Annotated in this window: 23 protein-coding genes and 2 pseudogenes; 16 read left to right on the top strand and 9 right to left on the bottom strand. The window is 49.7% G+C overall.

Annotated features, from left to right (window positions below; genetic code table 11):
* Positions 1-18 precede the first annotated feature (18 nt).
* The 7 genes and pseudogenes from tnpB to DDY07_RS12685 all read left to right on the top strand — a co-directional run bounded on the left by tnpB (position 19) and on the right by DDY07_RS12685 (position 5500).
* Positions 19-405 carry an IS66 family insertion sequence element accessory protein TnpB gene (gene tnpB / locus DDY07_RS12705; RefSeq protein WP_171696176.1) on the top strand — a complete coding sequence of 129 codons (387 nt, stop codon included), beginning with the start codon at positions 19-21 and terminating at the stop codon, positions 403-405.
* Between the two features lie 136 nt (positions 406-541).
* Positions 542-1282 (top strand): transposase, encoded by a 741-nt coding sequence (locus DDY07_RS24110; RefSeq protein ID WP_367650877.1) that lies wholly within the window; start codon positions 542-544, stop codon positions 1280-1282.
* Positions 1279-1800 (top strand): annotated as a pseudogene (locus DDY07_RS24105) (IS66 family transposase); the annotation flags it as partial. The gene DDY07_RS24110 and the pseudogene DDY07_RS24105, both read left to right, overlap by 4 nt.
* 45 nt (positions 1801-1845) lie before the next feature.
* Entirely contained in the window at positions 1846-2019 is a 174-nt protein-coding gene (locus DDY07_RS24450; RefSeq protein WP_367650918.1) for a transposase domain-containing protein, read from the top strand.
* Positions 2020-2075: 56 nt separating this feature from the next.
* A pseudogene (locus DDY07_RS12695) lies at positions 2076-2801 on the top strand (IS256 family transposase); the annotation flags it as partial.
* A 453-nt stretch (positions 2802-3254) separates the two neighbouring features.
* Positions 3255-4559, top strand: a complete 1305-nt coding sequence (locus tag DDY07_RS12690) for a sigma-54-dependent Fis family transcriptional regulator (RefSeq protein WP_171696175.1) — start codon at positions 3255-3257, stop codon at positions 4557-4559.
* 11 nt (positions 4560-4570) lie between these two features.
* Positions 4571-5500 (top strand): HDOD domain-containing protein, encoded by a 930-nt coding sequence (locus tag DDY07_RS12685; protein WP_084153217.1) that lies wholly within the window; start codon positions 4571-4573, stop codon positions 5498-5500.
* A 68-nt stretch (positions 5501-5568) separates the two neighbouring features.
* Here DDY07_RS12685 and DDY07_RS12680 read toward each other — a convergent pair whose 3' ends face one another.
* The 5 genes from DDY07_RS12680 to DDY07_RS12660 form a co-directional block, all read right to left on the bottom strand.
* Complete coding sequence (locus DDY07_RS12680; protein WP_171696174.1) at positions 5569-6360, bottom strand: elongation factor-1 alpha; 792 nt, start codon at positions 6358-6360, stop codon at positions 5569-5571.
* A gap of 90 nt (positions 6361-6450) precedes the next feature.
* Positions 6451-7098 carry a c-type cytochrome gene (locus DDY07_RS12675; protein WP_171696173.1) on the bottom strand — a complete coding sequence of 216 codons (648 nt, stop codon included), beginning with the start codon at positions 7096-7098 and terminating at the stop codon, positions 6451-6453.
* Between the two features lie 2 nt (positions 7099-7100).
* On the bottom strand, positions 7101-8720 hold the full coding sequence (locus DDY07_RS12670; RefSeq protein ID WP_171696172.1) for a b(o/a)3-type cytochrome-c oxidase subunit 1: 1620 nt from the start codon (positions 8718-8720) through the stop codon (positions 7101-7103).
* Complete coding sequence (locus tag DDY07_RS12665; protein WP_171696171.1) at positions 8713-9237, bottom strand: cytochrome C oxidase subunit II; 525 nt, start codon at positions 9235-9237, stop codon at positions 8713-8715. The genes DDY07_RS12670 and DDY07_RS12665 overlap by 8 nt, the downstream gene beginning before the upstream one ends.
* 9 nt (positions 9238-9246) lie before the next feature.
* Positions 9247-9399 (bottom strand): hypothetical protein, encoded by a 153-nt coding sequence (locus DDY07_RS12660; RefSeq protein WP_051669688.1) that lies wholly within the window; start codon positions 9397-9399, stop codon positions 9247-9249.
* A gap of 440 nt (positions 9400-9839) precedes the next feature.
* Between DDY07_RS12660 and DDY07_RS12655 the strand changes: the two genes are divergently transcribed.
* Together DDY07_RS12655 and DDY07_RS12650 are read left to right on the top strand one after the other, a co-directional pair.
* Entirely contained in the window at positions 9840-10172 is a 333-nt protein-coding gene (locus DDY07_RS12655; protein WP_033155638.1) for a hypothetical protein, read from the top strand.
* 214 nt (positions 10173-10386) lie between these two features.
* The gene (locus DDY07_RS12650; RefSeq protein WP_367650876.1) at positions 10387-10941 is read left to right on the top strand and encodes a copper resistance protein NlpE; all 555 of its coding nucleotides are present in this window, start codon (positions 10387-10389) and stop codon (positions 10939-10941) included.
* A gap of 55 nt (positions 10942-10996) precedes the next feature.
* Here DDY07_RS12650 and DDY07_RS12645 read toward each other — a convergent pair whose 3' ends face one another.
* Positions 10997-11935: a hypothetical protein gene (locus tag DDY07_RS12645; protein WP_171696170.1), complete on the bottom strand. Its 939-nt coding sequence runs from the start codon at positions 11933-11935 to the stop codon at positions 10997-10999.
* A gap of 473 nt (positions 11936-12408) precedes the next feature.
* On the opposite strand from DDY07_RS12645, the gene DDY07_RS12640 reads away from it, so the two are divergent.
* Positions 12409-12993: a PAS domain-containing protein gene (locus tag DDY07_RS12640; protein ID WP_171696169.1), complete on the top strand. Its 585-nt coding sequence runs from the start codon at positions 12409-12411 to the stop codon at positions 12991-12993.
* An 80-nt stretch (positions 12994-13073) separates the two neighbouring features.
* Entirely contained in the window at positions 13074-16337 is a 3264-nt protein-coding gene (locus tag DDY07_RS12635) for a chemotaxis protein CheB (RefSeq protein WP_171696168.1), read from the top strand.
* An 18-nt stretch (positions 16338-16355) separates the two neighbouring features.
* Here the strand turns inward: DDY07_RS12635 and mobA are convergent, their stop codons facing one another.
* Positions 16356-16964 carry a molybdenum cofactor guanylyltransferase MobA gene (gene mobA, locus DDY07_RS12630; protein ID WP_171696167.1) on the bottom strand — a complete coding sequence of 203 codons (609 nt, stop codon included), beginning with the start codon at positions 16962-16964 and terminating at the stop codon, positions 16356-16358.
* Positions 16965-16981: 17 nt separating this feature from the next.
* Between mobA and DDY07_RS12625 the strand changes: the two genes are divergently transcribed.
* The 4 genes from DDY07_RS12625 to DDY07_RS12610 all read left to right on the top strand — a co-directional run bounded on the left by DDY07_RS12625 (position 16982) and on the right by DDY07_RS12610 (position 20287).
* A complete protein-coding gene (locus DDY07_RS12625; RefSeq protein WP_033155632.1) occupies positions 16982-17440 on the top strand; it encodes a DUF302 domain-containing protein in 459 nt (152 codons plus the stop codon).
* A 32-nt stretch (positions 17441-17472) separates the two neighbouring features.
* Positions 17473-17868 carry a hypothetical protein gene (locus tag DDY07_RS12620; protein ID WP_171696166.1) on the top strand — a complete coding sequence of 132 codons (396 nt, stop codon included), beginning with the start codon at positions 17473-17475 and terminating at the stop codon, positions 17866-17868.
* A 69-nt stretch (positions 17869-17937) separates the two neighbouring features.
* Complete coding sequence (locus DDY07_RS12615; protein WP_253734476.1) at positions 17938-18504, top strand: hypothetical protein; 567 nt, start codon at positions 17938-17940, stop codon at positions 18502-18504.
* Positions 18505-18529: 25 nt separating this feature from the next.
* The gene (locus tag DDY07_RS12610; protein WP_171696165.1) at positions 18530-20287 is read left to right on the top strand and encodes an LTA synthase family protein; all 1758 of its coding nucleotides are present in this window, start codon (positions 18530-18532) and stop codon (positions 20285-20287) included.
* Here the strand turns inward: DDY07_RS12610 and DDY07_RS12605 are convergent.
* Positions 20223-20858: an alpha-ketoglutarate-dependent dioxygenase AlkB gene (locus DDY07_RS12605; protein WP_171696164.1), complete on the bottom strand. Its 636-nt coding sequence runs from the start codon at positions 20856-20858 to the stop codon at positions 20223-20225. The genes DDY07_RS12610 and DDY07_RS12605 overlap by 65 nt on opposite strands.
* Before the next feature lie 70 nt (positions 20859-20928).
* A complete protein-coding gene (locus DDY07_RS12600) occupies positions 20929-22590 on the bottom strand; it encodes a putative transporter (RefSeq protein ID WP_171696163.1) in 1662 nt (553 codons plus the stop codon).
* A gap of 134 nt (positions 22591-22724) precedes the next feature.
* On the opposite strand from DDY07_RS12600, the gene DDY07_RS12595 reads away from it, so the two are divergent.
* Positions 22725-23291 carry a cytochrome c gene (locus DDY07_RS12595; RefSeq protein WP_171696162.1) on the top strand — a complete coding sequence of 189 codons (567 nt, stop codon included), beginning with the start codon at positions 22725-22727 and terminating at the stop codon, positions 23289-23291.
* The last annotated feature ends 38 nt before the right edge of the window (positions 23292-23329 follow it).

Genomic DNA, 23329 nt, shown 5'->3' with positions numbered 1-23329 from the left:
ATTTGCCGTTACTTTTGAATGCATTGGCGGCCTTGCCATGTTCAGTTTCAAACCGGGATTAAAGGTCTACCTGCACCGGGAACCCATCGATGGTCGCAAGGCTATCAATACCCACAGGGCATAAATGGCTTGGTGGTGTTGGTCGAGCAGGCATTGGGCTTGAACCCCTTCGAGCCGGCGATTTATGTGTTCAGTAATCGCCGCCGGGATCGGATCAAGTTGCTGTTGTGGGATCGCACGGGTTTTTGGTTGATGCTCAAGCGCTTGGAAGCGGATCGATTTCGTTGGCCGAAAGAGGCGGCGGTGGTCACGTTGATGGTGGAGCAACTGCACTGGCTGTTAGCCGGCATTGACTTGGCGGCGATGCGCCCGCATTCGGCGCGTATCTATACAAAATCAAGCTGAAACAATGACTTAAATCCAGTAAAATAGCGGCATGACGACCGCCATCACGCTGTCCACCGAAGACTATCAAGCCTTGTTAACGGACACGCAGGCCTTAGTGGATGAACAGCAGCGGCTGGCGAATTAATTACGGTTAGTGACGGTCGAGCGTGATCTGTTGAAGGAACGTGTGGATGCTTTTCTGCATCGTCTATATGCCGCCAAGTCCGAGGCGCGGCGCAATCCCGATCAGCGTGATCTCTTCCTGAACGAAGCTGAAGCGCTGGCACCCAATGGAACGCCGGTGGCCGAGGAAGCGACGCCCGAAGCGGTTGAGGTGGCCGGCCACAGCCGCCAGAAACGCGGCCGCAAGCCGCTCGATCCCCTCCTGCCGCGCGAGATCGTGCGCCATGAGCTACCGGAAGCTGAGCGGGTCTGCGCGCATGACTGCCATACGCTGGTGGAAATTGGCGCGGACATCAGCGAGCAACTCGACATTGTGCCGCAACAGGTCCGGGTGATTCAGCATCAGCGCATCAAATACGCCTGTCCCTGCTGCGACAATAGCATTCGCGTGACGCCGGTACCGGCGCGCATCATTCCCAAAGGTTTATTGACCGAAACGGCCTTGGCCTGGATCGTTACCGCTAAATACCAAGATAGCCTGCCGTTGTATCGGCAAGCCAACTTGCTTAGCCGGTTCGGCGGCGATCTGTCGCGCACCACGCTGGCCGCCAGCACAGTGCGAGTCGGTCAAGCGGTGCAGCCCATCATCAATCTGCTGCGTGATCATCTGCTGGAAGCCAATCTGATTCTGGGCGACGAAACCGGGGGGGGCAAGTGCTCAAGGAAGCTGGACGTGCCGCGCAACGTAAAAGCTATCTGTGGGCGCAAATGACCGGGTCCGGACCGCCGATTCGGCTGTTTAGCTACACGCCCGGTCGTGGCGGAAGTCATGCGCAACCCCTCTACGAAGGCATCCTGCCTGGCACCGTTCTCATGAGCGACGGCTATGAGGTGTATAACGCTATTGCGACAGTGCGAGGTGCCATTCACATCAGCTGTTGGGTGCATGCGCGCCGCTATTTTGTCGAAGCAGAAGCGGCCATCCCCAAAGCCGCGCGTGGATCAGCATCACTGGCGACGCAGTTTATCGCCGCGATTGGTGAACGGTATGCGATTGAGGCCAAAGCCAAAGATCTGAGTGCCGAACAGCGCACGCTGCAGCGTCAACAGCACAGCAAGCCGGTATTAGCCAATATCGAAGGTTTGCTGGTCGAACATCTGCATGGGGTCACGCCCGGCAGTTTGCTGGGCAAGGCCTTGCATTAGCTGTCGTCGCAATGGCCGAAGCTGATTCGGTTTGTGGAAAACGGTGCTTGGCCCATCGACAACAACCTCGGTGAAAACGCCATACGCCCGTTTGTCGTCGGTCGCCGCAACGGGTTGTTCTGTGACACGGTGGTCGGCGCGAAGGCCAGTGCCAATCTGTACTCGCTAATCGAAACCTGCAAAGCCAACCAAATCGAACCTTACACCTATCTGGCGGCGTTGTTCCGTCAGTTGCCCCTGGCCAAAACCGTCGAAGACTTTGAGGCATTGCTGCCCTGGCACCTCGCCAATCCAACGGCCTAACCAAATTCGCACGGCTTTGTAGAAAAATTCAATGGCGTGGTTTATAGGGCGCTTACGTTTATCTCGACTGCATCCACGTCAAAGTGCGCGATACCGGTGCCGTGCGCGTCAAAGCGGTTTATCTGGCGATTGGCATCAATATGAACGGCGAAAAGGAAGTGCTGGGCTTATGGATCGCCCAAATCGAAGGCGTCAAGTTCTGGTTGCAAGTCGTCACCGACCTAAAGAATCGCGGCGTCCAAGACATTTTCATTGCCTGTGTCGATGGTTTGAAAGGCTTCCCGGAAGCGATAGAAACCCTCTATCCACACGCCGCCGTCCAACTGTGTATCGTCCACCTAGTCCGCAACAGCCTGAACTATGTCAGTTGGAAGATGCGTAAGCAGATTGCCGATGATCTCAAGCGGATTTACCAGTCCGCCACCGTCACCGTCACCGACGCTGAGCAGAACCTGTCAGAATTCGAGGCTCAGTGGAACGAGGCCTATCCACCGATTGCCCAGATTTGGCGGCGCAATTGGGATCGGATCATTCCCTTCTTTGACTATCCGCCGGAGATACGCCGCATCATTTACACCATCAATGCTATTGAGTCGGTGAACATGAGTTTGCGGAAAACCACCAAGAATCGCGGCTCATTTCCCAGTGACGAGGCCTTGTCGAAATTGTTCTATTTGGCGCTGATGAATATCAGTAAAAAATGGACGATGCCATTACATGACTGGAAAGCGGCTTTAAATCGGTTTAGCATTCAGTTTGAAGACAGAATGCTAAACCACTAACAAAACCCGTTTACACAAAATTCAGGACACCCTCCGTTTGTTAGTAAGCCCCGACGCTGCAGTATGCCAACGATTGTCATATCGTTGTTGCCCATCATCTTTTGCATTTTCCTGAAATTCTTAACCTCCCTTTTTTCACTGGATTGCGGTCATTCGTGGTGGCTCGCATACCGGCACACCTGATCGTTGTGGGATGAATGAGGCGCCCATTCTCGCCATCGCGGTTTTGATGACCCACCCAGTAGGCGCATCTGAGTCTATAGTTATGCTGCTTCGCTTGCCCTAGGGTTAAAACATAGGCGTGTTCATAACGGCAGTTGACCAACTTTGATAGATGTTCCCTGGTGATGAATGAGTTATCCTTAGCGGTATTGCGCAACATTGATGCCAAGGGCTGAAGGGTTTAAATGGCCTTTAACGCGCTAACAACACCGAAAACATTGATAGGAATTTATGCCGCACAGTGCCTTTACGCTGGAATCGTTGCTGGAAACTCATGATCTGCCGCTGATCATAATCGGCGCCGATTTACGCATCGTGGCAGTGAATCGCGCTTGGGAACAGAGTTTTGGCGTCATGCGGCAGAATTTGGTCGGCCAACCGTGCTGCGTCGAAAACCGCAATTGCCGCCATCAGCGCTTATTTCAAACTCTGGAAGCCTACGCCGGTATTTTTGCCGACACCAACGATGCCAGTTCCCAGCGTTCTTTCAGTGCGCGCGGTTTTCCGTTGCTGGATGCCGATGCCACATTGTATTTAGGCGAAACGCTAACCGTGTTGAAAAGATCCGCGGCAAAAGGCAACGAGGCACCGGCCATGATCGGTAAGTCGGCGGCGTTTGCACAATATAAAACTCGGCTGCAACAGGCGGCGGATACGCAAGCACCGGTATTATTGCTGGGTGAGACCGGCACCGGTAAGGAATTGGCGGCGGAATTTGTGCATAGCCATTCCCGGCAGGCGGATGGCAATTTTGTGATTGTCGATTGTACGATTCTGGGCGAAGAGTTATTTGAAAGCGAATTGTTCGGGCATGAAAAGGGTGCGTTTACCGGCGCGACATCTGCAAAAAAAGGCTTATTCGAATTAGCTAACAATGGCACCCTGTTCTTCGACGAGATTGGCGATTTGCCGCTGTCGCAACAGCCCAAACTGCTGCGCGCCCTGGAAAGCGGCCAATTTCGGCGGGTAGGCGGCACGGCGATGCAAAAAGCCAATGTCAGAGTGGTATGTGCTACGCATAGAAATTTAGCGGACATGGTCAAAGCCGGTCGGTTTCGCGAAGATTTGTTCTACCGTTTATCGGTGTTTCCGGTCGAAGTGCCGCCACTGAGGCTGCGTAGACAGGACTTGCCCTTATTGATCGATCATTTTTTAGCGCAGTTAAACACCGAGGCCGATAGCGGCTATACAATGACGCAATCGGCCTTAATCAAGCTTATCCAATACGCTTGGCCCGGCAATATTCGCGAGCTGCGAAACTGTCTGCAATTGGCGGCCGGCTTGTGTCAGGATAAAAGCATTCAAGAAGCCGACATACATTTTATGCAGCGCCAAGCAGTAGGGGAGCCGGCCGCCGCCAGTGAGGCAAGTAGCGATGCATATTCCCCGCCAATTAACAGCATGGCGCAATTCGAGGCGGAGTTTATCAATAGTTTGATCAGCAAGTATCAGGGGAATCGCAAGTTGATAGCGGCGGAAATGAATATCAGTGAACGAACGCTGTACCGTAAACTTAACCGACTCAATCTAAATTAAGTGGCGGGGCAATGATGGAATCCAACCTGATAAACTGGACGCTTGATAACGTTGGCAGCCGGCAACGCAACGGTTTGACCCCGCCGCGCGACATGCGCGAGACTATCGCCCAGATTAAAGCGCTGCCGCCTTTGCCCGGCAGCGCGCTGCGCATATTGAATCTGATCGCCGATCCCAGCGCGGATGCGCGCAAATTAGCCGACATCATCGAACTCGACCCTTTATTGACAGCGCAAATTACCCGTTGGGCCAGTTCGGCGCTCTACGGTTATCGCGGCCAGATCACGACGGTACATGATGCGATTACTCGCGTGTTGGGGTTTGATTTTGTATTGGATTTGGCTTTGGGTTTGGCGGTGCTGGCACCGTTGAAATCGCCAAAGGAAGGGCAGATAGGTACGCGGATGTTCTGGACCCATGCCTTGGCCAGCACCCGCTTGATGGCGCAGTTGGCCGCTGTTATGCCGGCCGCTACGCGACCTGAGCCGCAAGCCTTGTTTTTATCAGGCTTGATGCACAATATTGGTTTCCCGTTACTGGGGCATCGTTTTCCTGACGAATTCAGTTATTTGAGTGGCTTGATCACCGCCAATCCCAGTCTGGCGATTTTCAATCTGGAAACTTTTGCCTTCGGGCTGAATCATGCCGAAATCGGCGCCTGGCTGATGAATGTGTGGTCGATGCCGCGCATGATTACCGATATTGTCTATCACCATCACAACCCCTTCTATCGCGGCGAAAACCACCAACTGAATCTGCTGACGTTTTACAGCGATTGCCTGTTGGGACGTTTAGGCATAGGCGACGCATCGAACCAGGTGTGTCCGGAGGAAGTGCCGGACTTGCTGGGGTTGGATGAGGCGGTTTGTCTGGAAATACTCGACAGCCAGAATGACGATTTAGCGAAAATTCTAGCCACTGCGGAACAACTTACCGATTAAATTCGCCGCCTGTCATCGCCAAGTGGGCGCCTAAAAATTTGCCGGCGCCCCACCAATCAACTCAGCAGTCAATCGCGCAATATCGCGTTGCGGCGGTCGGATTGCTTCAGAATGCCGCCCAGTATCCACATTTGATACATGGACACGGTCCACATAAAGGCAAAGGAAACGCCCAAGCCGGCCCCGGCGACAATCACCAACAAGGCGAAGTGGGGATTGAGTTTAGTCAGCCACCACGAGGCGATGTCAATCAGTAGAAACAAATAAGGCATCACGATGGCGGGGTATTTATATTTGCAAGGCACACCGGTACTAAAACTGAAAATGATGCCGACAAACATAAAAATAAAACTGATCCCAAACAAATGGATATGCGACAGGCGGGTCAGTGATTGAAAGGTTGCGCCTTCGTTTGATTCGGTCAGCTTTTTTAAGTTTTCGAACTTGGTGAAATCCGGCAACGAACCGGCATTGGCGCTATGACAGCCTATGCAAAATTGCTCGACGATGGGTTTGATGTCCTTGTTATAAACCGCTTCGTCACCGCCATCCCTGACCCATTGAATGATTTTGAAACGCTCCTGTTCCGGTGCGTTGTATTTCATCGATCCATTCAATTTGGATTCCAACACCGAACCGGAGCGGTCGCCATAGTAGCTGTAAACAATATCGTCCATCGACAAACCGAATTTGCCGTCGGCCATGCCGTGGGTAAACAAAATCTGGATTAAGGCCATTAAATAACCGGCGGCTATCGTCGTTAGATAACCGGTGAACAGCAATTTGATCGAGAGGCCGAAGCTGATCAGATTGGCGCCTTTGTACGCATATTTAACAGGTGTTTGGTTGCGATCAGACATAGATGTTTTCCGGGTTATTGAGCAGGGTATCGCTTAGCGCAAGGTTTCAAACGGGAGGCAAAAGCCTTGCCTCCCGTGCCAAGCATGTTACTAGTTTTTGATATTTTGGTAGTAATAACCCAGTTCGCTGATTTCTTCATCAGTCAGGGTTTGCGCGATGATGCGCATCCGGCTGTAGATGTCGTTGTGACGAGAGCCTTCCTTAAACGCATGCAGTGTGGCCGAGATGTAATCTGCATTTTGGCCGGAGATGGCCGGAATATCGACGGCTTGCCCCTTGCCGTCGCCGCCATGGCAGACTTCGCAAGGTGGTAACACCCGCTCACGGCTGCCGTTTTTAACCAAGGCTTCGGCTTTTTCATAGACCATTACTGTTTTCGATTGGAAGGCTGGCGGTTGCGAGCCGAACCATGCCGCCAAATCGGCGGCGTCCTGGTTACTCAGGGTTTTGGCCAAGCCCGACATCATCGCGTTATCCCGGCTACCGTCGGCATAATCCTGCAATTGCTTGTACAAATAGGTCGGCAATTGCCCGGCTAGCGACGGGAACGCCGCCGAGATACTGATGCCTTTTTCGCCGTGACAGGCGCTGCAAGCCTTGGCTAGTTCTTCGCCTTTTTGCGGGTTGCCGGCTTTCACGAAATTTAACTGTTCGGCAGTCCAGGCGACTTGTGAGGAAGGCTGGGCAAAAGCCGCGCTGGGCAACAATAATGCTGCGCTTAGAATGAGTTTTTTCATGATCAGACCCCCCATCTGCCTGAACCAAAGGTTTCCATCAAGAAGAATTGCAGGATCGGATAGCCGAACGCGATCAGCATGAACACGCCGATCACGATATTCCATAAGGTGAAGTTGTTTAGATAGCCGGGCAGATTACTGACCGCGTGAATCGGCTCGGCGTATTCCACTTCACCCTGATAACTTTCGCTGCCGAGATGGGTTTTATACAGGTTGTAAACCAGCATGCCGGCCGAAACGACCAGGATCAAACCGCCGAAAATCATCGTTACCTCGTAGGGTTCCCAGGAAATCGTCAACAGATTGTTGTAATTGACGCTATCGATGCGGCGTGGCTGGCCTAGCAAGCCCAGAATATGCCAAGGGGTAGTCATGATGATCATGCCGATGAACCAGCTCCACAGCTGAGCAACCGCCATTGAAGGACAGAACAGTGGTTTACCGGTCAAAATCGGCCAGAAATAATAGGCAATGCCAAAGTACATGATGATGGTGGTGCCGCCGAAGATTAGGTGGAAGTGTCCGGAAATCCAGGCAGTGTTATGCACCATCGCGTTCATTGCGTAGCTGGCATTAACCAAGCCGCCGAAGCCGCCGAAGATCAGCATCAACAAGCCCAGAATGATGGCCAATACCATGGGATTATTCCAGGGCAGGGCAGCAATCCAGCCGAACAAGCCCTTGCCGCCGTTCAAACGACCGGCGATTTCCAGTGAGGCAATCACGGTAAAACCGGTGATGAAGGTTGGCAGGGTGACGACAAAGGTACCGACCGCATGCAGGATTTTCCAGCCGTGGCCTTGTTCCGGGTCCATGTATAAATGATGAAAACCGATCGGCAAGCTGAATACCACCAATAAGATGAATGCGGCCCGGGCCATCTCATCGCTGAACAAAAAACCGCCAGCTTGCTTGGGCACCAAAGTATAAAACGCCGTGTAGGTGGGAATCAGCCAGAAATAAACGATAGGATGCAGGGTCCAGGCGAACAGCGTGCGCGCCAAGCCGGCATCGATGGTATCGATCCAGCCCAAAGCCCAGGGTATCAGTTGGAACAACACTTCGGCGGCTACGCCGGCGCTGGTCCACAGCCATAAAATGGCGTTCGCGGTGGTGGCGAACATCGCCAATGGTACGGGTTGCTCCGGATTGATCTTTTTCCATTGCATGTACATGACAATCATCGACACGCACCAGAACCAGGAGCCGACCACCAATAAGGTTGCGCCGATGTAAAACAGCGGATGCGCCATCAATGGCGGATAAAAGGTAAACAGCACCGAGGCCTGGCCCAGCAGCAACGGCAATGCCGCCAAGACTACGCCGGTCAATGCCACGCCGAAGCCGGTCCAGGCAAAAGTCTTGTTCCACACCGGCAGTTTCAAGGTGGTGTTGGCCACATAATAGCCAAAGCCCATGATGAAGAAGGTGGTAAGGACAAAGCCCATCAACACGCCGTGGGTACTGACCGAGGCGTAATACACCTCTCGGGATTCCAGAAAGCCGAAAAAGCCGCTGCGCTCGATGACCTGATACAGGCCCATCACCGCCGCCAGCCCGAACGAGCCAAACGCTACCCAGAAATGGGTCAGCGCCAATTTTTTTTCCGCTGCGTTATCCATGATTTGCTCCCCCTTGTTTGTTGAGCGCTTCCCATTGCGCCTTGCTCACCACCTTGATGTTGCTCCACATATGCGCGTGGCCCATGCCGCAATATTCGTTGCACAGCACGGGATAATCGCCGGCATGATGAAAGGCGGTGCTTACCTGCGCCACATAGCCGGGTACGATCATCGTACTCATATTGGTCATTGGCATATGCACGCCGTGGATGACGTCCAGGCTGACCCAGCGAAAGGTAATTTCAGTTTCTGCCGGCAGCGTGAGTTCTTTTGGATAAAAGCCGTAACGGCCGGCCACCATGCGCACGGTGACGCTACCGTTAGCATTATGTTGTACGCCCAGCTTGTCTTCGGCGAACTCGGCGGAGAGATGCAGTTTGGCGGAGTCTATGGTTTCGACGTTACTCGGCGCGTGAATGCCGTGAAAAAACGCCGACCCTAAAATGACGGTCACAAACAGGCCGGCTATCCCCAACGAGATACCGGCCCAGTTTTTTTCCAGTTTATCGATATGCATGTCTCCCCCTTAACCAATATGGCCGCGAGGCAAAAAGATGCCGTAGTACATCAACAGCCAGGCTACGACCATGCCGCCGCCGACTATCAACATTAGCGCCCAAGTGCCCACCGGTGAGCTTTGCAAAATTTTTTGACGTTCTTCTTCTGAGAGATTGTTCATATCCTTCCTTCTTGTATGCGTTTTGATAGGAATTAGGTTGGCAACCAACGGCATGAACAGCAGGGGCTTTGTCATTCTTACTGATGACTTTACCATCTGATTGCTAGGGTAATCATACCTTTAGCGCCGGGCTAACCGAAAGCAATAAATCAGCGGTACTAATTGTTAGAGGAGGGTGGGCTGAAAGCGCGCCGAGAACGGCCTCGGTATTTACCGGAGCGGGGAAGACATGGAGAACGGGAAATTTAGAAACCCTGTGCGGTTGGAAATCTCTGATGTGAGCCAAAAAGCCAAAAAACTGGTAATGGCGAAGTCGTCGTGTCACTATTTGGTGCAAACCGATAGTTTGCCCCAAAAAAGTTAACGGGACCCGCTGGCATGAAACACCGAAAAACTGCTTGCAAGCGTCCGTGTCGAATCACTAAACCGTGGTAGCCACAATGAATCAACCGATCAACGAATTTCAAGAAACGCCGCCCCGCCATGTGAAATTTCGATTACTTGGGTTTTCTAATGCGGCGTTGTTGCTGGCAGCTTGTAACTTTGTTATCTGGTTATTTATTTTATTTCCGATCTATGCCGCTACGGATGGCGTCTCCAACAGCGATGGCTTACGCTTCTTAGTGGTGGCTTTTATCGTGATGGATCTGGTTGGCTTAGCGTTGGCTGCCGTGGCGATGTTTAAGTCGAAACTCCGCAAAACCATGGCTAACTACGGATTTGTAATGAATGTCGCGATGATCGGTTTGAATCTATCGGTATTTCCGTTTTAAAGCTTTGTTGCTTCCGTTAAATATGTTTGTTGATTGAAATCAGTCAATCCTTTGCAGCTATGCCACAATAGGTAGTTGGAATCCTGAGGTTTTGTAAGCGGGGCTTTAAGAGAGCAACTGTATGCGCTTAGGTCAATGAATAGAAATCAAACGGTGGGCATGGGGTGTCTACTGCAGATTTTTCCTTAGCCAGGCTTTTCGTGAATGAACTCCGGTGTACAAAGGATTTCCAGCGTGGTACGTACTCAAAAAATTATTATTAGCGACGGTTTGCTCAGGAGCAAATATGCGAACAGTTAGATCAAAATTAAAAAAAAATCTGGTCATTTTTCTGGTGATGGCAGCTATTTCTGCTTTTAATCCAGTGCTTGCCGAAACGGCGGGGACTGACGACAAGGATGCTCATCACGAACACAAGAGTATGGATTGGCCGGGGATTTATACTGGCTTAACCCCTTGTGCCGACTGCATCGGCGTGAAAACCACGCTGGCTTTGAACAAAAATGGCAGTTATCTGCTGATGACCCAATTTTTGGGGAAATCGGAAAGGGAGTTTACTGAAAAGGGTAAGTTTGCCCCTGGCGAAAAAGCCAACACTCTGGTTTTGACGCCAAAGAATGGCGCAACTTCCCAGCAATATCTGGTTGAAAAAGATGCGTTGATTCAGTTGGATACTAGCGGCAACCGGTTCACCGGCAAACTTGCTGATCGCTATATTTTGCGTAGAACCAGCGTCACCGATAAGCAGCCTGAACATTCCGGGCATTGATTTAAAACTTAAGCCGGGTGGCCGCGCGCCCTGGGCCACCCGGAGATTAGAACTGTTATATCGATTTCTGCTGGTTTTTGCGCCGAAAATAGATAATGGCTAAAAGTACCGTCAAGGCCAACGCGCCAAGCATGAAGCGCGGTTCCACGACCTTCACCGAATGATTGTCGTCTTTGAATTTGAACTTGGCGAGTACGCCCAAGGCGGGGTCGGTAATGTCAATGGCAATCGATTTGGCGGCAAGATTTAAAAATTGCACTTCGCTGCCATCGAATGGCTTGTTGTTACGGGTATCGTTGCTGACCATGCCAGGATAAAGCGGTGTTTCAGCAAGGTGCGAGACGCTCAACTGTTTGGCGATTTCTTGCTCGAGTTCGCGAGTGGTTTTACCGTCGGTTTTGATATGAATCGGTTTTTGGTCGTCTATCTTAATCTCGATTTCGCCTTGTGAGGCGGTGAGGGCTTTTTTCGAGGAAAAGCCGTCCAGATATTCCACATCCGCGCTGAACACCAGATCAAAAGCCACTTGCACGCCGTCGGCGTTGAAATTTTTATCGGCAAGATCGAAACGCAAGCCTTGGTTGCTGTAATCTCTAACCGTTACCGTGGTCAACGAATAGCCGGTTTTGTTGGCGATGATTAATTCTGCTTGTTCCGGCGGTTGGGTAATAGTGATGCCGCGCCAATTCGGATCGAGCTGAATCATGCCGTCTTTCATTGATGTAAGTAGTTTTTTGGTGACCGCGTGAGCCTGTGTCGGATCATCAAACTTGTGTGCATTCAGAAAGCTCAAGCCGGTAGAGCGATATAGCTCCCCATCGTCGATACGCCATTCCGCCGTGTATGAAAACAGCGAATCGCTGGTTCTTCGGGGCATGCTGGTATGAATGCGCAATTTATCCTGCTCTGCCGGCGTAGTGATTGCAAAGGCTGATGGGACAAAAATACCCGACGAACAGCATGTCAGAATGATGGCGAGAGTGGATCGTTTCATCGTGGTTCCAAGCAAAAAAAAATTTACGTTAGCATAATGCGGCGTAAATGACACAACCTTTGATCGGTCGGATATTAACGCCACTAATTGTAGTGTTTGCCAGTGCTGATATTTTGCGGAAAACTACGCTGCGTTTGCTTGTGTTTGATCCGAAAAGGCGGTGGTTTATTTGCGCGGATATCTGTTTATTCGGGAACTAAAAAATTCACCGCTTGAAATAAATGTTCAAGTAAAAAGTAGGGATATTAAGGCGGGCAAACACTACGCAGCAAACGCTCGAGTATCTGTTCTGTATTACAATCCCAGTGCTGGGCGCTGCGTCAGGTTTTAATTCAATAAGTTGCAGGTAAGGTATCGGTAAAATCCGAAGAGGATAGAAGTGGACGAATCGATAGGGAGTAGAAATAGTGGGAACTAGAATTTTCCACTAAGTTTTTCAAAAAATAAATATAAATTAATAAGGAAATACTGTTATGACATTAGATTCTCATGCTGCTAAATTAAAAGAAATGGCGGAGAAAATTATAGATTTCACGCCGCAAGAAATCAGTAGTATTACGCCGGAAGAAATCCAGCGTCTATTTTATGATTTACAAGTTTACCAAATTGAATTGCAAATGCAGAATGAAGAGCTGCAAAAAGCGCAATTTGAGTTATCCCGCCTAAATAATAAGTTAAATTTTACTTACCATTGCGTTCCGGTGGGTATTATCACCCTGGATTATCAAGGTTTTATAGAGCAAGCAAATCATACGTTTGCAGATATGTTGGGTTATAAAGCCAGTAAATTGCAGAAAACCCATTTTTCCAAACTAATCTTCGAAGAAGATAAAAATATATTTATTCACCGTTTTGATGCTTTTTTCAAAGCGCCAGCCCATAAAAGTTTGCAGTTGCGTTTGCAAGGCGATAAGAATTTGGCTTTTCCTGCTTTGATTAAAGGTAATGCGGATGACGGTAGCGATACGGCAGGCGAATCGTTTGATTTGAAAGCACGTAAATTAGTCGTGACTATCACAAATATTAGCGACGTGATCAGCGACACAAATAAGGCTTGATTTTTCTATCGCCGCGTGGAGGGTAATGTTGTCCAGAGGCTTTATTAATTTAAACGATCGATATTAAATAACATGGTTTTATGGATAATGAAAACACTGTAAAAGTGCCGCCGCAGTATATTGTCGGGATCGGTGCTTCGGCCGGAGGCTTGGAAGCGATTGAGGCATTTTTCAAGAATATGCCTGCCAATAGCGGCTTGTCGTTTGTGGTGATTCAGCATTTGTCACCACAGTATAAAAGTTTGATGGCTGAACTATTGTCCAAACATACCGCCATGCCGGTAAAGCGCATCGAGGATGGTATGAAAATCGAGCGCAACACCGTCTACTTGATTCCGCCCCGGAAAAACGTCACGGTGTTTCACAACCAGTTATTGCTGGCCGAGCAAGATCCCAGCAAAGGGATTAATCTGCCGATCGATATATTTTTGCGCTCCTTGAGCGAGGACGCCAGAGAACTGGCGGTAGGTATCATTTTGTCCGGCACCGGCAGTGATGGCACACGTGGTATTCGTGCCATCAAAGAATTCGGCGGCATGGTGATGGTGCAAGACGAAAATTCCGCCAAATTCGACGGCATGCCCAAGAATGCCTTCGCTACGGGTTTGGCGGATTTTAGTTTGCCGCCGGAGAAGATGCCCGGTCAGTTGCTGGCGTTTGTTAAGCATCCCTATGCCACCTTACAGGAAAAAAATATCGTCTCGTCTGACGACAGTGACATCACGCGGATTTTTTCAATCCTTAGAGAAAAGTGCAAAATCGATTTTACCTTTTATAAACCCAATACGGTAGTTAGACGCATTGAACGGCGTATATCGATCAATCACTTAAAAGATATATCCGAGTATTTAAACTTATTGCAAACAAATCCTCATGAAGTTTTAGTGTTATTTCAGGAGTTGTTGATAGGGGTTACCAGTTTTTTTCGCGACGAGCACGTATTTGACGATATTCGTGAGCATTGGTTGAAAAAAGTCGTCAAGTTATTACAAGAAGACGAATTGCGAGTTTGGGTGACCGCATGCTCAACCGGCGAGGAAGCTTATTCCTTGGCGATGTTGTTGTCGGAATATCGGGAGTATTCCGGGCATTATTTTCGCGTGAAGATTTTTGCGACCGATGTTGATCTAACCGCCATTGAGAAAGCCAGTAACGGTAAATATCCGGAAAGTATTATTGCGGATATTCCTCCCAAGCTTCTATCGAAGTACTTTATTCGCCGGGAAGATTATTTTCAGGTCAGTCAAAAAATTCGGGAAATGGTGGTGTTTGCCCAGCACAACCTGATTAAAGATCCGCCATTTACCAATATTCATATACTTAGCTGTCGAAACGTGTTGATTTACTTGCAGCCTGTTTTACAGAAGAAGATATTGGAGTTATTCAACTTTTCTCTGGTAAAGGAAGGCTTGTTGGTGTTGGGTACCAGTGAAACGATAGGCGATATGGGTGAGTATTTCGATGTGGCAAGCGCCAAATCAAAACTATATCGCTCCAAAGGAAAATATAAATCCTTAGGTTTTACTGCCTCTCCCAGTGCTTTAATGACGTACTCGCCGTATCCAACTTCTGTGCGCTCCTCGAATGCACTTAGTGGTCAGGAAGAAAGAGTATTGGATCGCTTCATTAGGGCAATATCTAATGATGTCTTGCCGTTTACGATGATAATTAATGAGAATATGGAAATATCCCATATTTTCGGCGATTCTAAAGATTATTTGAGTTATCCCAGCGGCAAACTGGTGAGTAATGTCAGTAAAATTGTTAAAAAAGATTTATCCATACCCATTTCCACAGGTATCCAAAAAGCCTTAAAAGCGAATAACGAAATTGTGTTGTCCAATATTCGGGTCAGAGAGCAGGACAGTTTACGGACGTTTAGACTGCAATTTAAACCCCTGCCGGGCAAGAAGGGCCAAGAAATCTTAGTGGCGGCGATGATTACTGAGACGGTGGATCCTTCTTGTTTTAGCGAGACGGAAACCCTGATCTACGATGTCAATTTAGACGCCAAACAACGCATTATCGATTTAGAGCAAGAATTACAGTTTACCCGCGAAAACCTGCAAGCTACGGTGGAAGAGTTGGAAACCTCCAACGAAGAACTGCAAGCTACCAACGAAGAATTATTGGCAAGTAATGAGGAATTGCAGAGTACGAATGAGGAATTGCAATCGGTCAACGAAGAGCTTTATACCGTCAATGCCGAACACCAGGGCAAGATAGTCGAGTTGACCTTACTGAATAACGATTTGGATAACTTATTCAATAGCACCAATATCGCTACGCTGTTTTTAGACGAGAATCTGGATATTAGGCGATTTACTCCGAAACTACAGTCGATATTCCATATTTTGGAAACCGATCTCGGGCGGCCGTTTTATCACTTGACGCATACCATCAAAGATCTGGATGTCATCGCTGTCGTTAAAGGTGTCAACGATCAACACAACTGTTTCGATCAGGAGATTCAACTTGAAAACGGTACCTGGTATCTATTGCGGGTGATTCCCTACGTAGTTTCAGCCAAAGTCAATGCCGGCGTTATTTTGACTTTTGTGGACATCAATCAGCTGAAAAGCGCGCAATTGGAATTGCATAAGCGGGAGGAGCAAGAAACGCTAAGGTTGGCCAAATTTGTACAGTTCTCCAACGATGCGATTACCTTGCTCGAACCGGACGGTACCATCGTGACGTGGAATCATGCTGCCGAGAAACTGTATGGCTGGTCGGCGCATGAAGCGCTGGGGATGAATTTTTACAATCTGATTCCGGACGACGAAAAGCATTTTGCCAAGCAAGGTTTAAGCAACCTGAAAGTGGGTAACACCTTGCCGTCGTTTCAGGCCAAGCGGCTGAGCAAATACGGTAAGGTGGTGCACGTTTCGGCGTCGGCTTGTATGTTCCAGGCCGAGAACTCGGCCAGGGAGTTAATCGCGTTAACCGAGCGCGATTACGTTCACCAGCACCAAGTCGAAAAACAGGAATGTTTAAATTGTTTGCAAAAGCTGGCCACGATAGTGATGGACACCGATGAAGCGATCATTCTGTTTGAAGTGTCAGGGAAGATTACCGCTTGGAATAAAGGCGCCGAAATCTTATACGGCTGGGATAGCTTGGACGCCGCCAGCATGACGTTTGCCGAGATCGTCTCTGACGATGAAAGGGGCATTACCCAACAACTGATTCAGGAATTGATCCTTGCTGGCGGCGTGAAAAGTATTAAGACCAAACGTATCACCAAGGATCAGAAAATTATCCCGGTGCGTATGCATGCAACGGTTTTGGGTAATCGCTCGGGAGAAGCGCTGTTAATCGTCAGCAGTGAAAAAGCGGTGCACTGAGCGGCTAATATCAACTCGCTATTGAGGCAAGATTTCGGCTAACGATTGCTCCACAGCCGACAATTCCGCCAGCGTATTAATATTGACGAAGAGGTGCTGCGAGTCGCTGAAATCCACCTCGACCAGTGAATGCCGGTGAAACCAAGCTTGTAACTTGCGCTCACCACTATGCAGGTAGTTCTGTAAATCCGTTTGCAAGCGCGTTTTCAGCGCGGCGAAAACCGGGTGTAAGCGTTCGCCGTCAAAAGCCACGGCGATGTCAGCATCCTGGCTTATTAATGCGTCGAGCAAGCGTTGCAAATGCATGCTTGCAACCAACGGTGAATCGCACGGCGCTACCAGTAATATCGGATGCTGAGCGGTCTGCATCGCCGCCAGAATGCCGGCCAGCGGTCCGTCAAAGCTGAGTTCGGCATCGCTGATGACCGGATAATTGAATTGCCGGTATTGGTCTTGATGGCGATTAGCGCTGACGAATAACTCGTTGACCAATGGGTTCATGGCGGCCAGCGCATAACTCACCAAGGGCCGGTTATGGCATATCAACAAGCCCTTGTCCTGGCCCTGCATGCGCCGAGCCATACCGCCCGCCAGCACTACGCCGCTCACTTTGTTTTGCCCGTTCATGATGGTAAGCTTTGCCGATGTTTAAAAGAGTCGTCATTTTCGCAAGCCTGCCGTTGATTGCAAGTTGTGCCGCGCAGTCTGTGCATACCGAAGAAGTGACGTATTATCAGGTGGAAACCAGCAAACCCTACGACGAAGTATTGACCGAACTGGAAGTAGCGATTGCCGAACATAACTTTCGCATTACCGGCCACAGTCGGGTGGGGAAGGTCATCCGCGACAGAGGGGCCACGAACTTTCCGGAATACGATACGGTACAGTTTTGCAATCTGACGTTGGCAAAAGTAGTGCTGGAAATCACCCCGCACGCGATAGGCTATATGCCCTGCAATGTGGTGACCTATCAATTCGAAGGTAAAACCATCGTCAGGACGCATTTGTTACCGGAAGATACGGGCAACCCCGCCTTGAATAAATTCGCCAAGGAAATGAACCCGCAATTACGACAGATTGTCGACTTCGCCGCCGAGCAATAATTTAATATCCCTATAACGAAAAAACGAGCACCATGACAAAATCAATCTTCGCTACTCTCGCTGTTATCACGCTGCTAAGCGGTTGCGCCGCTACTCAGGAAAATTCAAAACCGGACGCCGCTGCCGGCGAGCCTGCGGCACTGGTCAATGATTATCCCACCCGCGACCGCGTCGAGTACGTGCTGGAATGTGTGGCCAAGCACGGCGGCCTAACCTATATCAGCCAATACGCTTGCGGTTGCAAAATCGACAAAATCGCCGAAAAACTCAGCTTCGAAGAATACGAATCGGCTAAAACCTTTACCCAGATGCAAAAAACTCCAGGCGAAGCCGGCGCGGCGTTTCGCGATCCCAAACAATCGAAGGATTTGCGCACCAAGCTGAAAGACGCTGATGCCGAGGCGGAAAAAGCCTGTTTCGTTAAATAATTCCTGTTGGTCACGACGGCGCCAGCCTGACGCCGTCTTGGTTCATGTCTTTTCCGTCAAACCTTTGCCATGAGTAGTTTGGCGTTCGACTCAATTAATCATACCGTTATGCCCAACGCCGAGTTTTTTCTTACCTACCCCAAATACAAACTGGCGATACTGGCCTTGTTGACGTTGAATATCGGCATATACGCAGCGGTCGATACGCTGACGACGGCGGTTGATGCGCTGACCTGGGTGATATTGTTGGTGATGTTCGAGCTGGAAACCGTCAAGGCCTCGCCATTCAACGAGCGTACCTTGCACGCAGTGCGGAATCTATTGATTGTGGTGATTGTGCTGGTGTTCGGCAGCTACGTCCGCGATAACGAATGGCTGGATGTGGTCAACTCCTTGCTTTGGTTTGGATTGATCGTGTTGCTCGAATTGGAAGTGCGCTGGCCGGCTTTGGTGGAGCGGCACCGGCAGGCGTTTTGGTTGGTCACCGTGCTGGTATTTATTGGCTTGATCGGTATGGTCGTGGCTTGGCTGATGCAGTCAGAATGGCTGGATGCTTACGATGCGTTGCTGTGGATCACTGCATTCGGTGTGATTGAAGTTGATATCTTCCACTTCCTGAAGTTAACTCGCGATTAACCGCATTTTCAACTGCTTCCTCGGTATGGGCAAAACGGTTTTATGGCTTATTTTGGTTGCGCCCTTGCTGCTGAAAGGGTGGTATGTCGATAATTTTATTTATCACTATACCGGCACCCGTTTTCTGGGATTTACTCAGGTTTTATGTAATGACGCGCTGATTTATGGCGGTATTTTTATATTGCTGTATTTTTCGTTTCTGCCGACTATCATGCGTGGGCTGGCAGCAATATTACGTTTGGCGGCTTTGTTGTTGTTTGCGCTTTATATTATTGATTACGCCATTATCGTTAATTTTAATACCCATTTGGCTTTGGGTGACGCAATAAAATATTCGGATTATTCGTATAAATATATTCAGCAAATTTATGGATTAAGCGATTTTGGTATGCTTGGGCTTAGCGCATTAGTCTTGGCTGTGCCGTTATATTTTTCGTGGGTAAGGTTTAAATCCATAAATCCTTATTTCAAAAAGTGGCCCATCTGCTTAATTCTTGGCTTACCGTTGGCCGCTGCGTTTGCCGATAATGAAAAATACGCCCATGCCTGGATTTATAAAAACGTCATTGACTATAACTTAACCATATTATCCGAGGCTGCGCAGTATAGCGCCGCTTATGTCGATAATTTTAGTTTTCAAGAGCCTATAAACTGCCAAACTCAGCCGGTAGAAATTAAGAATATTATTATTTTGATGGTGGAGTCCCTTTCCGCTTATCAAAGTCGATATTTCTCCGGCATCCACGATTGGACGCCCAATCTGGATGAAATTGCTCGCCAACATCAAGCGTTCAAGAATTTTTATGCCAACGGCTTTATCACTGAAGATGGCGAAGTCGCGCTGCTGACGGGCTTGCAGCCGCTCTATCCGCCCTCCAGTTATACCGACGACGGCGGTACGTCGTTTTATAGTTTTTATAATATAAAAGATTCCCTGCCCAATATCCTTAAAAAGCACGGTTATAAAACCGAATTTTTAACTACCGCGGATTTGGAGTTTGGTAATACCGGAGTCTGGGCAAAAAGCATAGGGTTTGATTATATCGAAGGCCACGACCAGCCGGAGTACGATAAATGGGAGCGGTTTCATTTTGAGGCCGCGCCGGACGAGGCGTTATATTTAAGAGCCTTGGATAGGATAGAGAAAAATAAAAAAAATAATTTTATGCTGTTTATCAAAACGGTTAGCAGTCATCATCCTTATATTAATCCAGAGACTAAGGAAAAATCCGAATCGGCGGCCATTACCTATACCGATAAGCAAATAGGCCGGTTTTATCAAGAACTAAAAAATAAGGGCTTTTTCAAGAATGGTCTCTTGATTATTGTCGGCGACCATCATTCGATGACGCCCTTAAAAAAAGCCGAAGTCGAGTTATATGGCCAGTATAAAGCTTCGGCCAAAGTGCCTTTAGTGATTGTCGATGGTGATCAGCCAGCAAGCGTGGAAAACAATCAATATCAACAAATTGATGTGTTTAATAGTTTGCAGGGTTTGATCGCCGGCAAGCAATGTTATTCGGATTGGAACGGGATATTGTTCGGTGCAGCAAAAACCTCGCCCAAATACATCATTCATCGGCGCGGCGACAACCGGGATATGGTTAGTGTATTTGCCGAAAACCAAGACTATCTGGTTAAACTGGATGGTGACAATACTCGCGTAATTAGCAAGCTACCGGCGGAACAGGATTTCAGAAAGTTGGTGGTCGATAAGGTTAACGCGCTGCGGATAGCGCGGGCGAAGTGGGCGTTGACACAATCCGCCGAAAAGTCAGATTGATCCGGGCTTGCTTGGCTTGGCGAGTTTTGGGAAGTTCGTGGCGCCAATGGTGCTGCAACTCGCCGGCCATGATCAGCAAATCGCCGTGCCTTAGCTCGATATCCAGCACCGTGCAGCTGCGGGCGTGTCGAAAGCGCAGCAATCGCGTCTCGCCGAAACTTAATGAAGCAATCAGCGGATTCGCCCCCAGCTCTTTTTCATTATCGGTATGGCAGCCCATCGAGTCCTTGCCGTCGCGATACAGATTCGCCAAAACGCTATTGAAAGGCTGCTGGCAAATGGTTTCGACGTCGCTTCGTATGGATTGTAGCTCGCTGGTCCAGGGCAAGGGTTGGTGATCTACCCCGGAATAGCGGTAGTCGGCGCCCGGGTCGCCGTACCAGGCCATCAAGCGCGGTACCGGCACCCAACGCCCGAAGATATGGATTTGTTCGGTTTGCCAGGCCAGGTTTTGCAGCAAGCTGCGCAAATAACCATCTGCAATGGTGGGTGGGTAGAAAGCTGGCAGTAGATACAACTCGCCATCGCAGGGAGCCAAATTCTGGTAGTTGATGATTAAGGTCGATGTCATCGCAGTACGCGCCTCAGTTGGCTCGGGGATTTTAGCCGCCGAACCAGACAATCCGATGAATGAATCAGTTTTAATGCACCAACAAGATAATCAGCTGCGCGGCGATGATCCGCAGAATCATGACCAGGGGATACACGGTCGCATAGGCCATGGACACCGCTGCCGCCGGGCTGAGGTTATTAGCGAACGCCAACGCGGGCGGATCGGTCATGCTGCCGGCCAGCAAGCCGCAAAGCGTCAGGAAGTTGAGTTTGTAGACTATCCGGCCTACGGCCGCGACGATCAGCAGAGGCAGCAAAGTGATTAATGCCGCGCAGGCCATCCAGTAAAAACCATCGCCTTTGACCAGCGTTTCGACGAATTGATCGCCGGAGTGCAAACCGACGCAGGCCAGGAACAACACAATGCCGATGTCTTTTAAAATGATGTTGGAGCTTTTCGGTAAATGCCAGGTCATCGTGCCCCAGTTACCCACCCGGCTGAGCATAATGGCCACCAGCAAAGGCCCGCCGGCCATGCCCAGTTTGACCGCGGAGGGAATGCCGGGTAAATACATGGGCAGACTGCCCAGCAACACTCCCAGCGAGATGCCGATAAAAATCGGCATGATCTGCGGATGGTTGAGTTCTTCCAGTGAGTTACCCAGGGCTTTTTCGATACTGTTTAACGCTTCCTGATGACCCACCACATTCAGCTCGTCACCGAAGTGGACATGCACATTGCTGGTGGGCGAGAACTCGACATCAGGCCGATGAATCCGGGAAATAGTCACGCCGTAAAGCATGCACAGATTGCCGACAGTTTGATTGATCGCGGATTTGTTGGTGACTACCAGTCGCCGGCTTTGCAAATTGGTGGCAATTTGTTTCAGATCGATATCCGACTCAGGGCCGATCAGAATTTTCAGTTGTTCCAAAGGTTCACGTTCGCCGACCAGTCGGATGGTGTCGCCAATTGCCAGGCGGCTTTCCTGGCCGGCGACATCGACTGCACCATTGTGCAGAATCCGGGTCATCACCACGTTCATGCCTTCGAAAAACGGAATTTGGCTCAGCGTTAAACCGTTCAGATTAGGGTTTTCCACCCGCAAATCCTTCCAGATCGGTACATGGGTGTCTTGCTGTTGTTGGTCGGCAAAGCTTTTGGCTTCGTCGGCTATATCGACTTTAAACAAGCGTTTGTTTAGTAGCATGGCCAGAATGATGCCGGCGATACCGAATGGGTAGGCCACCGCATAGCCCAAGCCCGGCATTTTCAAGGTTTCGCTGTCGATGCCGGCAATCCCGCCCAGTACTTGCTGGGCGGCGGCCAGGGAGGGGGTATTGGTGGTGGCGCCGGAAAACAGGCCCACCGCCACGGGCATCGGAATCTCGCCGACAATGCTGATTAATACCGTAATTAATGCGCCCAATAGCACAATAGCGGCGGCCATGCCGTTCAGTCGCAAGCCGTAACGAAAAAACGAGCTGACAAAGCTGGGGCCGACTTGCAAACCAATCGCGTAAACGAAGAGTACCAAGCCGAATTCTCGCAAGAAATGCATCACTTCCGGATTGATACTCAGTTGGAAATGCCCGAATAGCAGTCCGGAAAACAGCACGCCGGCGATGCCCAGTTGAATGCCGGCCAGCGCTACTCTGCCCAACACCAGGCCGCTTGCCACTACCAAGCTAATAATTAGTAGTGTGTGCGGCACGGAATCTTGATTAAAAAGCGATAGCAACCACGACATGGCCTATTCCTTTGGTTCGAGTGGGTTGAAGGGATTTAGGTTTGCTTAGTCAATGTCGCCTGACTATGATGCAGAAGCCTGATAGCGCATTATGTGGTCAGGATTGTACAACAAGCCAACCAAGGGTGATTCCGATGAATAATAAATATCATAAAATGAAATATATCGTCATGCTGGGGCTGTTTGCCGCAGGCGTCAATGCAGCGGATATCGAAGCAGGCAAGGCGAAAGCGGCTGCATGCCAAGGTTGCCACGGTGCGGCCGGCGTCAGTAGCAGCCCGTTATGGCCCAGTCTGGCGGGGCAGAGCGCGGTGTATATCGAGAGTCAGCTGAATAAATTTCGCAACGGTCAGCGTGATAACGAGGTGATGAAGCCATTGGCTTCAGGCTTGAGCGACACCGACATTCAAAATATTTCTGCGTATTACGCCAGCTTGCACGGCAAATCGGCCGGTAGCAGCGACGCCAATTTGGTTAAGCAGGGTAAAGACAAAGCTGCTATGTGTCTGGGTTGCCACGGCAACAATGCGCAAGGTATAGGTATGGTGCCGAAACTGGCCGGACAGCATCCGCAATATTTAGCCAAACAGCTAACCGATTTCAAAAAAGGCGCGCGCAAGGCCCCGCAAATGAATGCTCTGGCACAATCGCTTAGCGAAGACGACATCAAGGCGGTGGCCGCTTATTTGGGGTCCTTATAAATTATTTGATATTCCGCATCGTTGAGAGTACCTGACGA

Source organism: Methylomonas sp. ZR1 (assembly GCF_013141865.1).
Taxonomy (GTDB): Bacteria; Pseudomonadota; Gammaproteobacteria; order Methylococcales; family Methylomonadaceae; genus Methylomonas.
The sequence above is the reverse complement of the archived record's forward strand: the minus strand, read 5'-3'. Positions and strand labels throughout refer to the sequence as shown.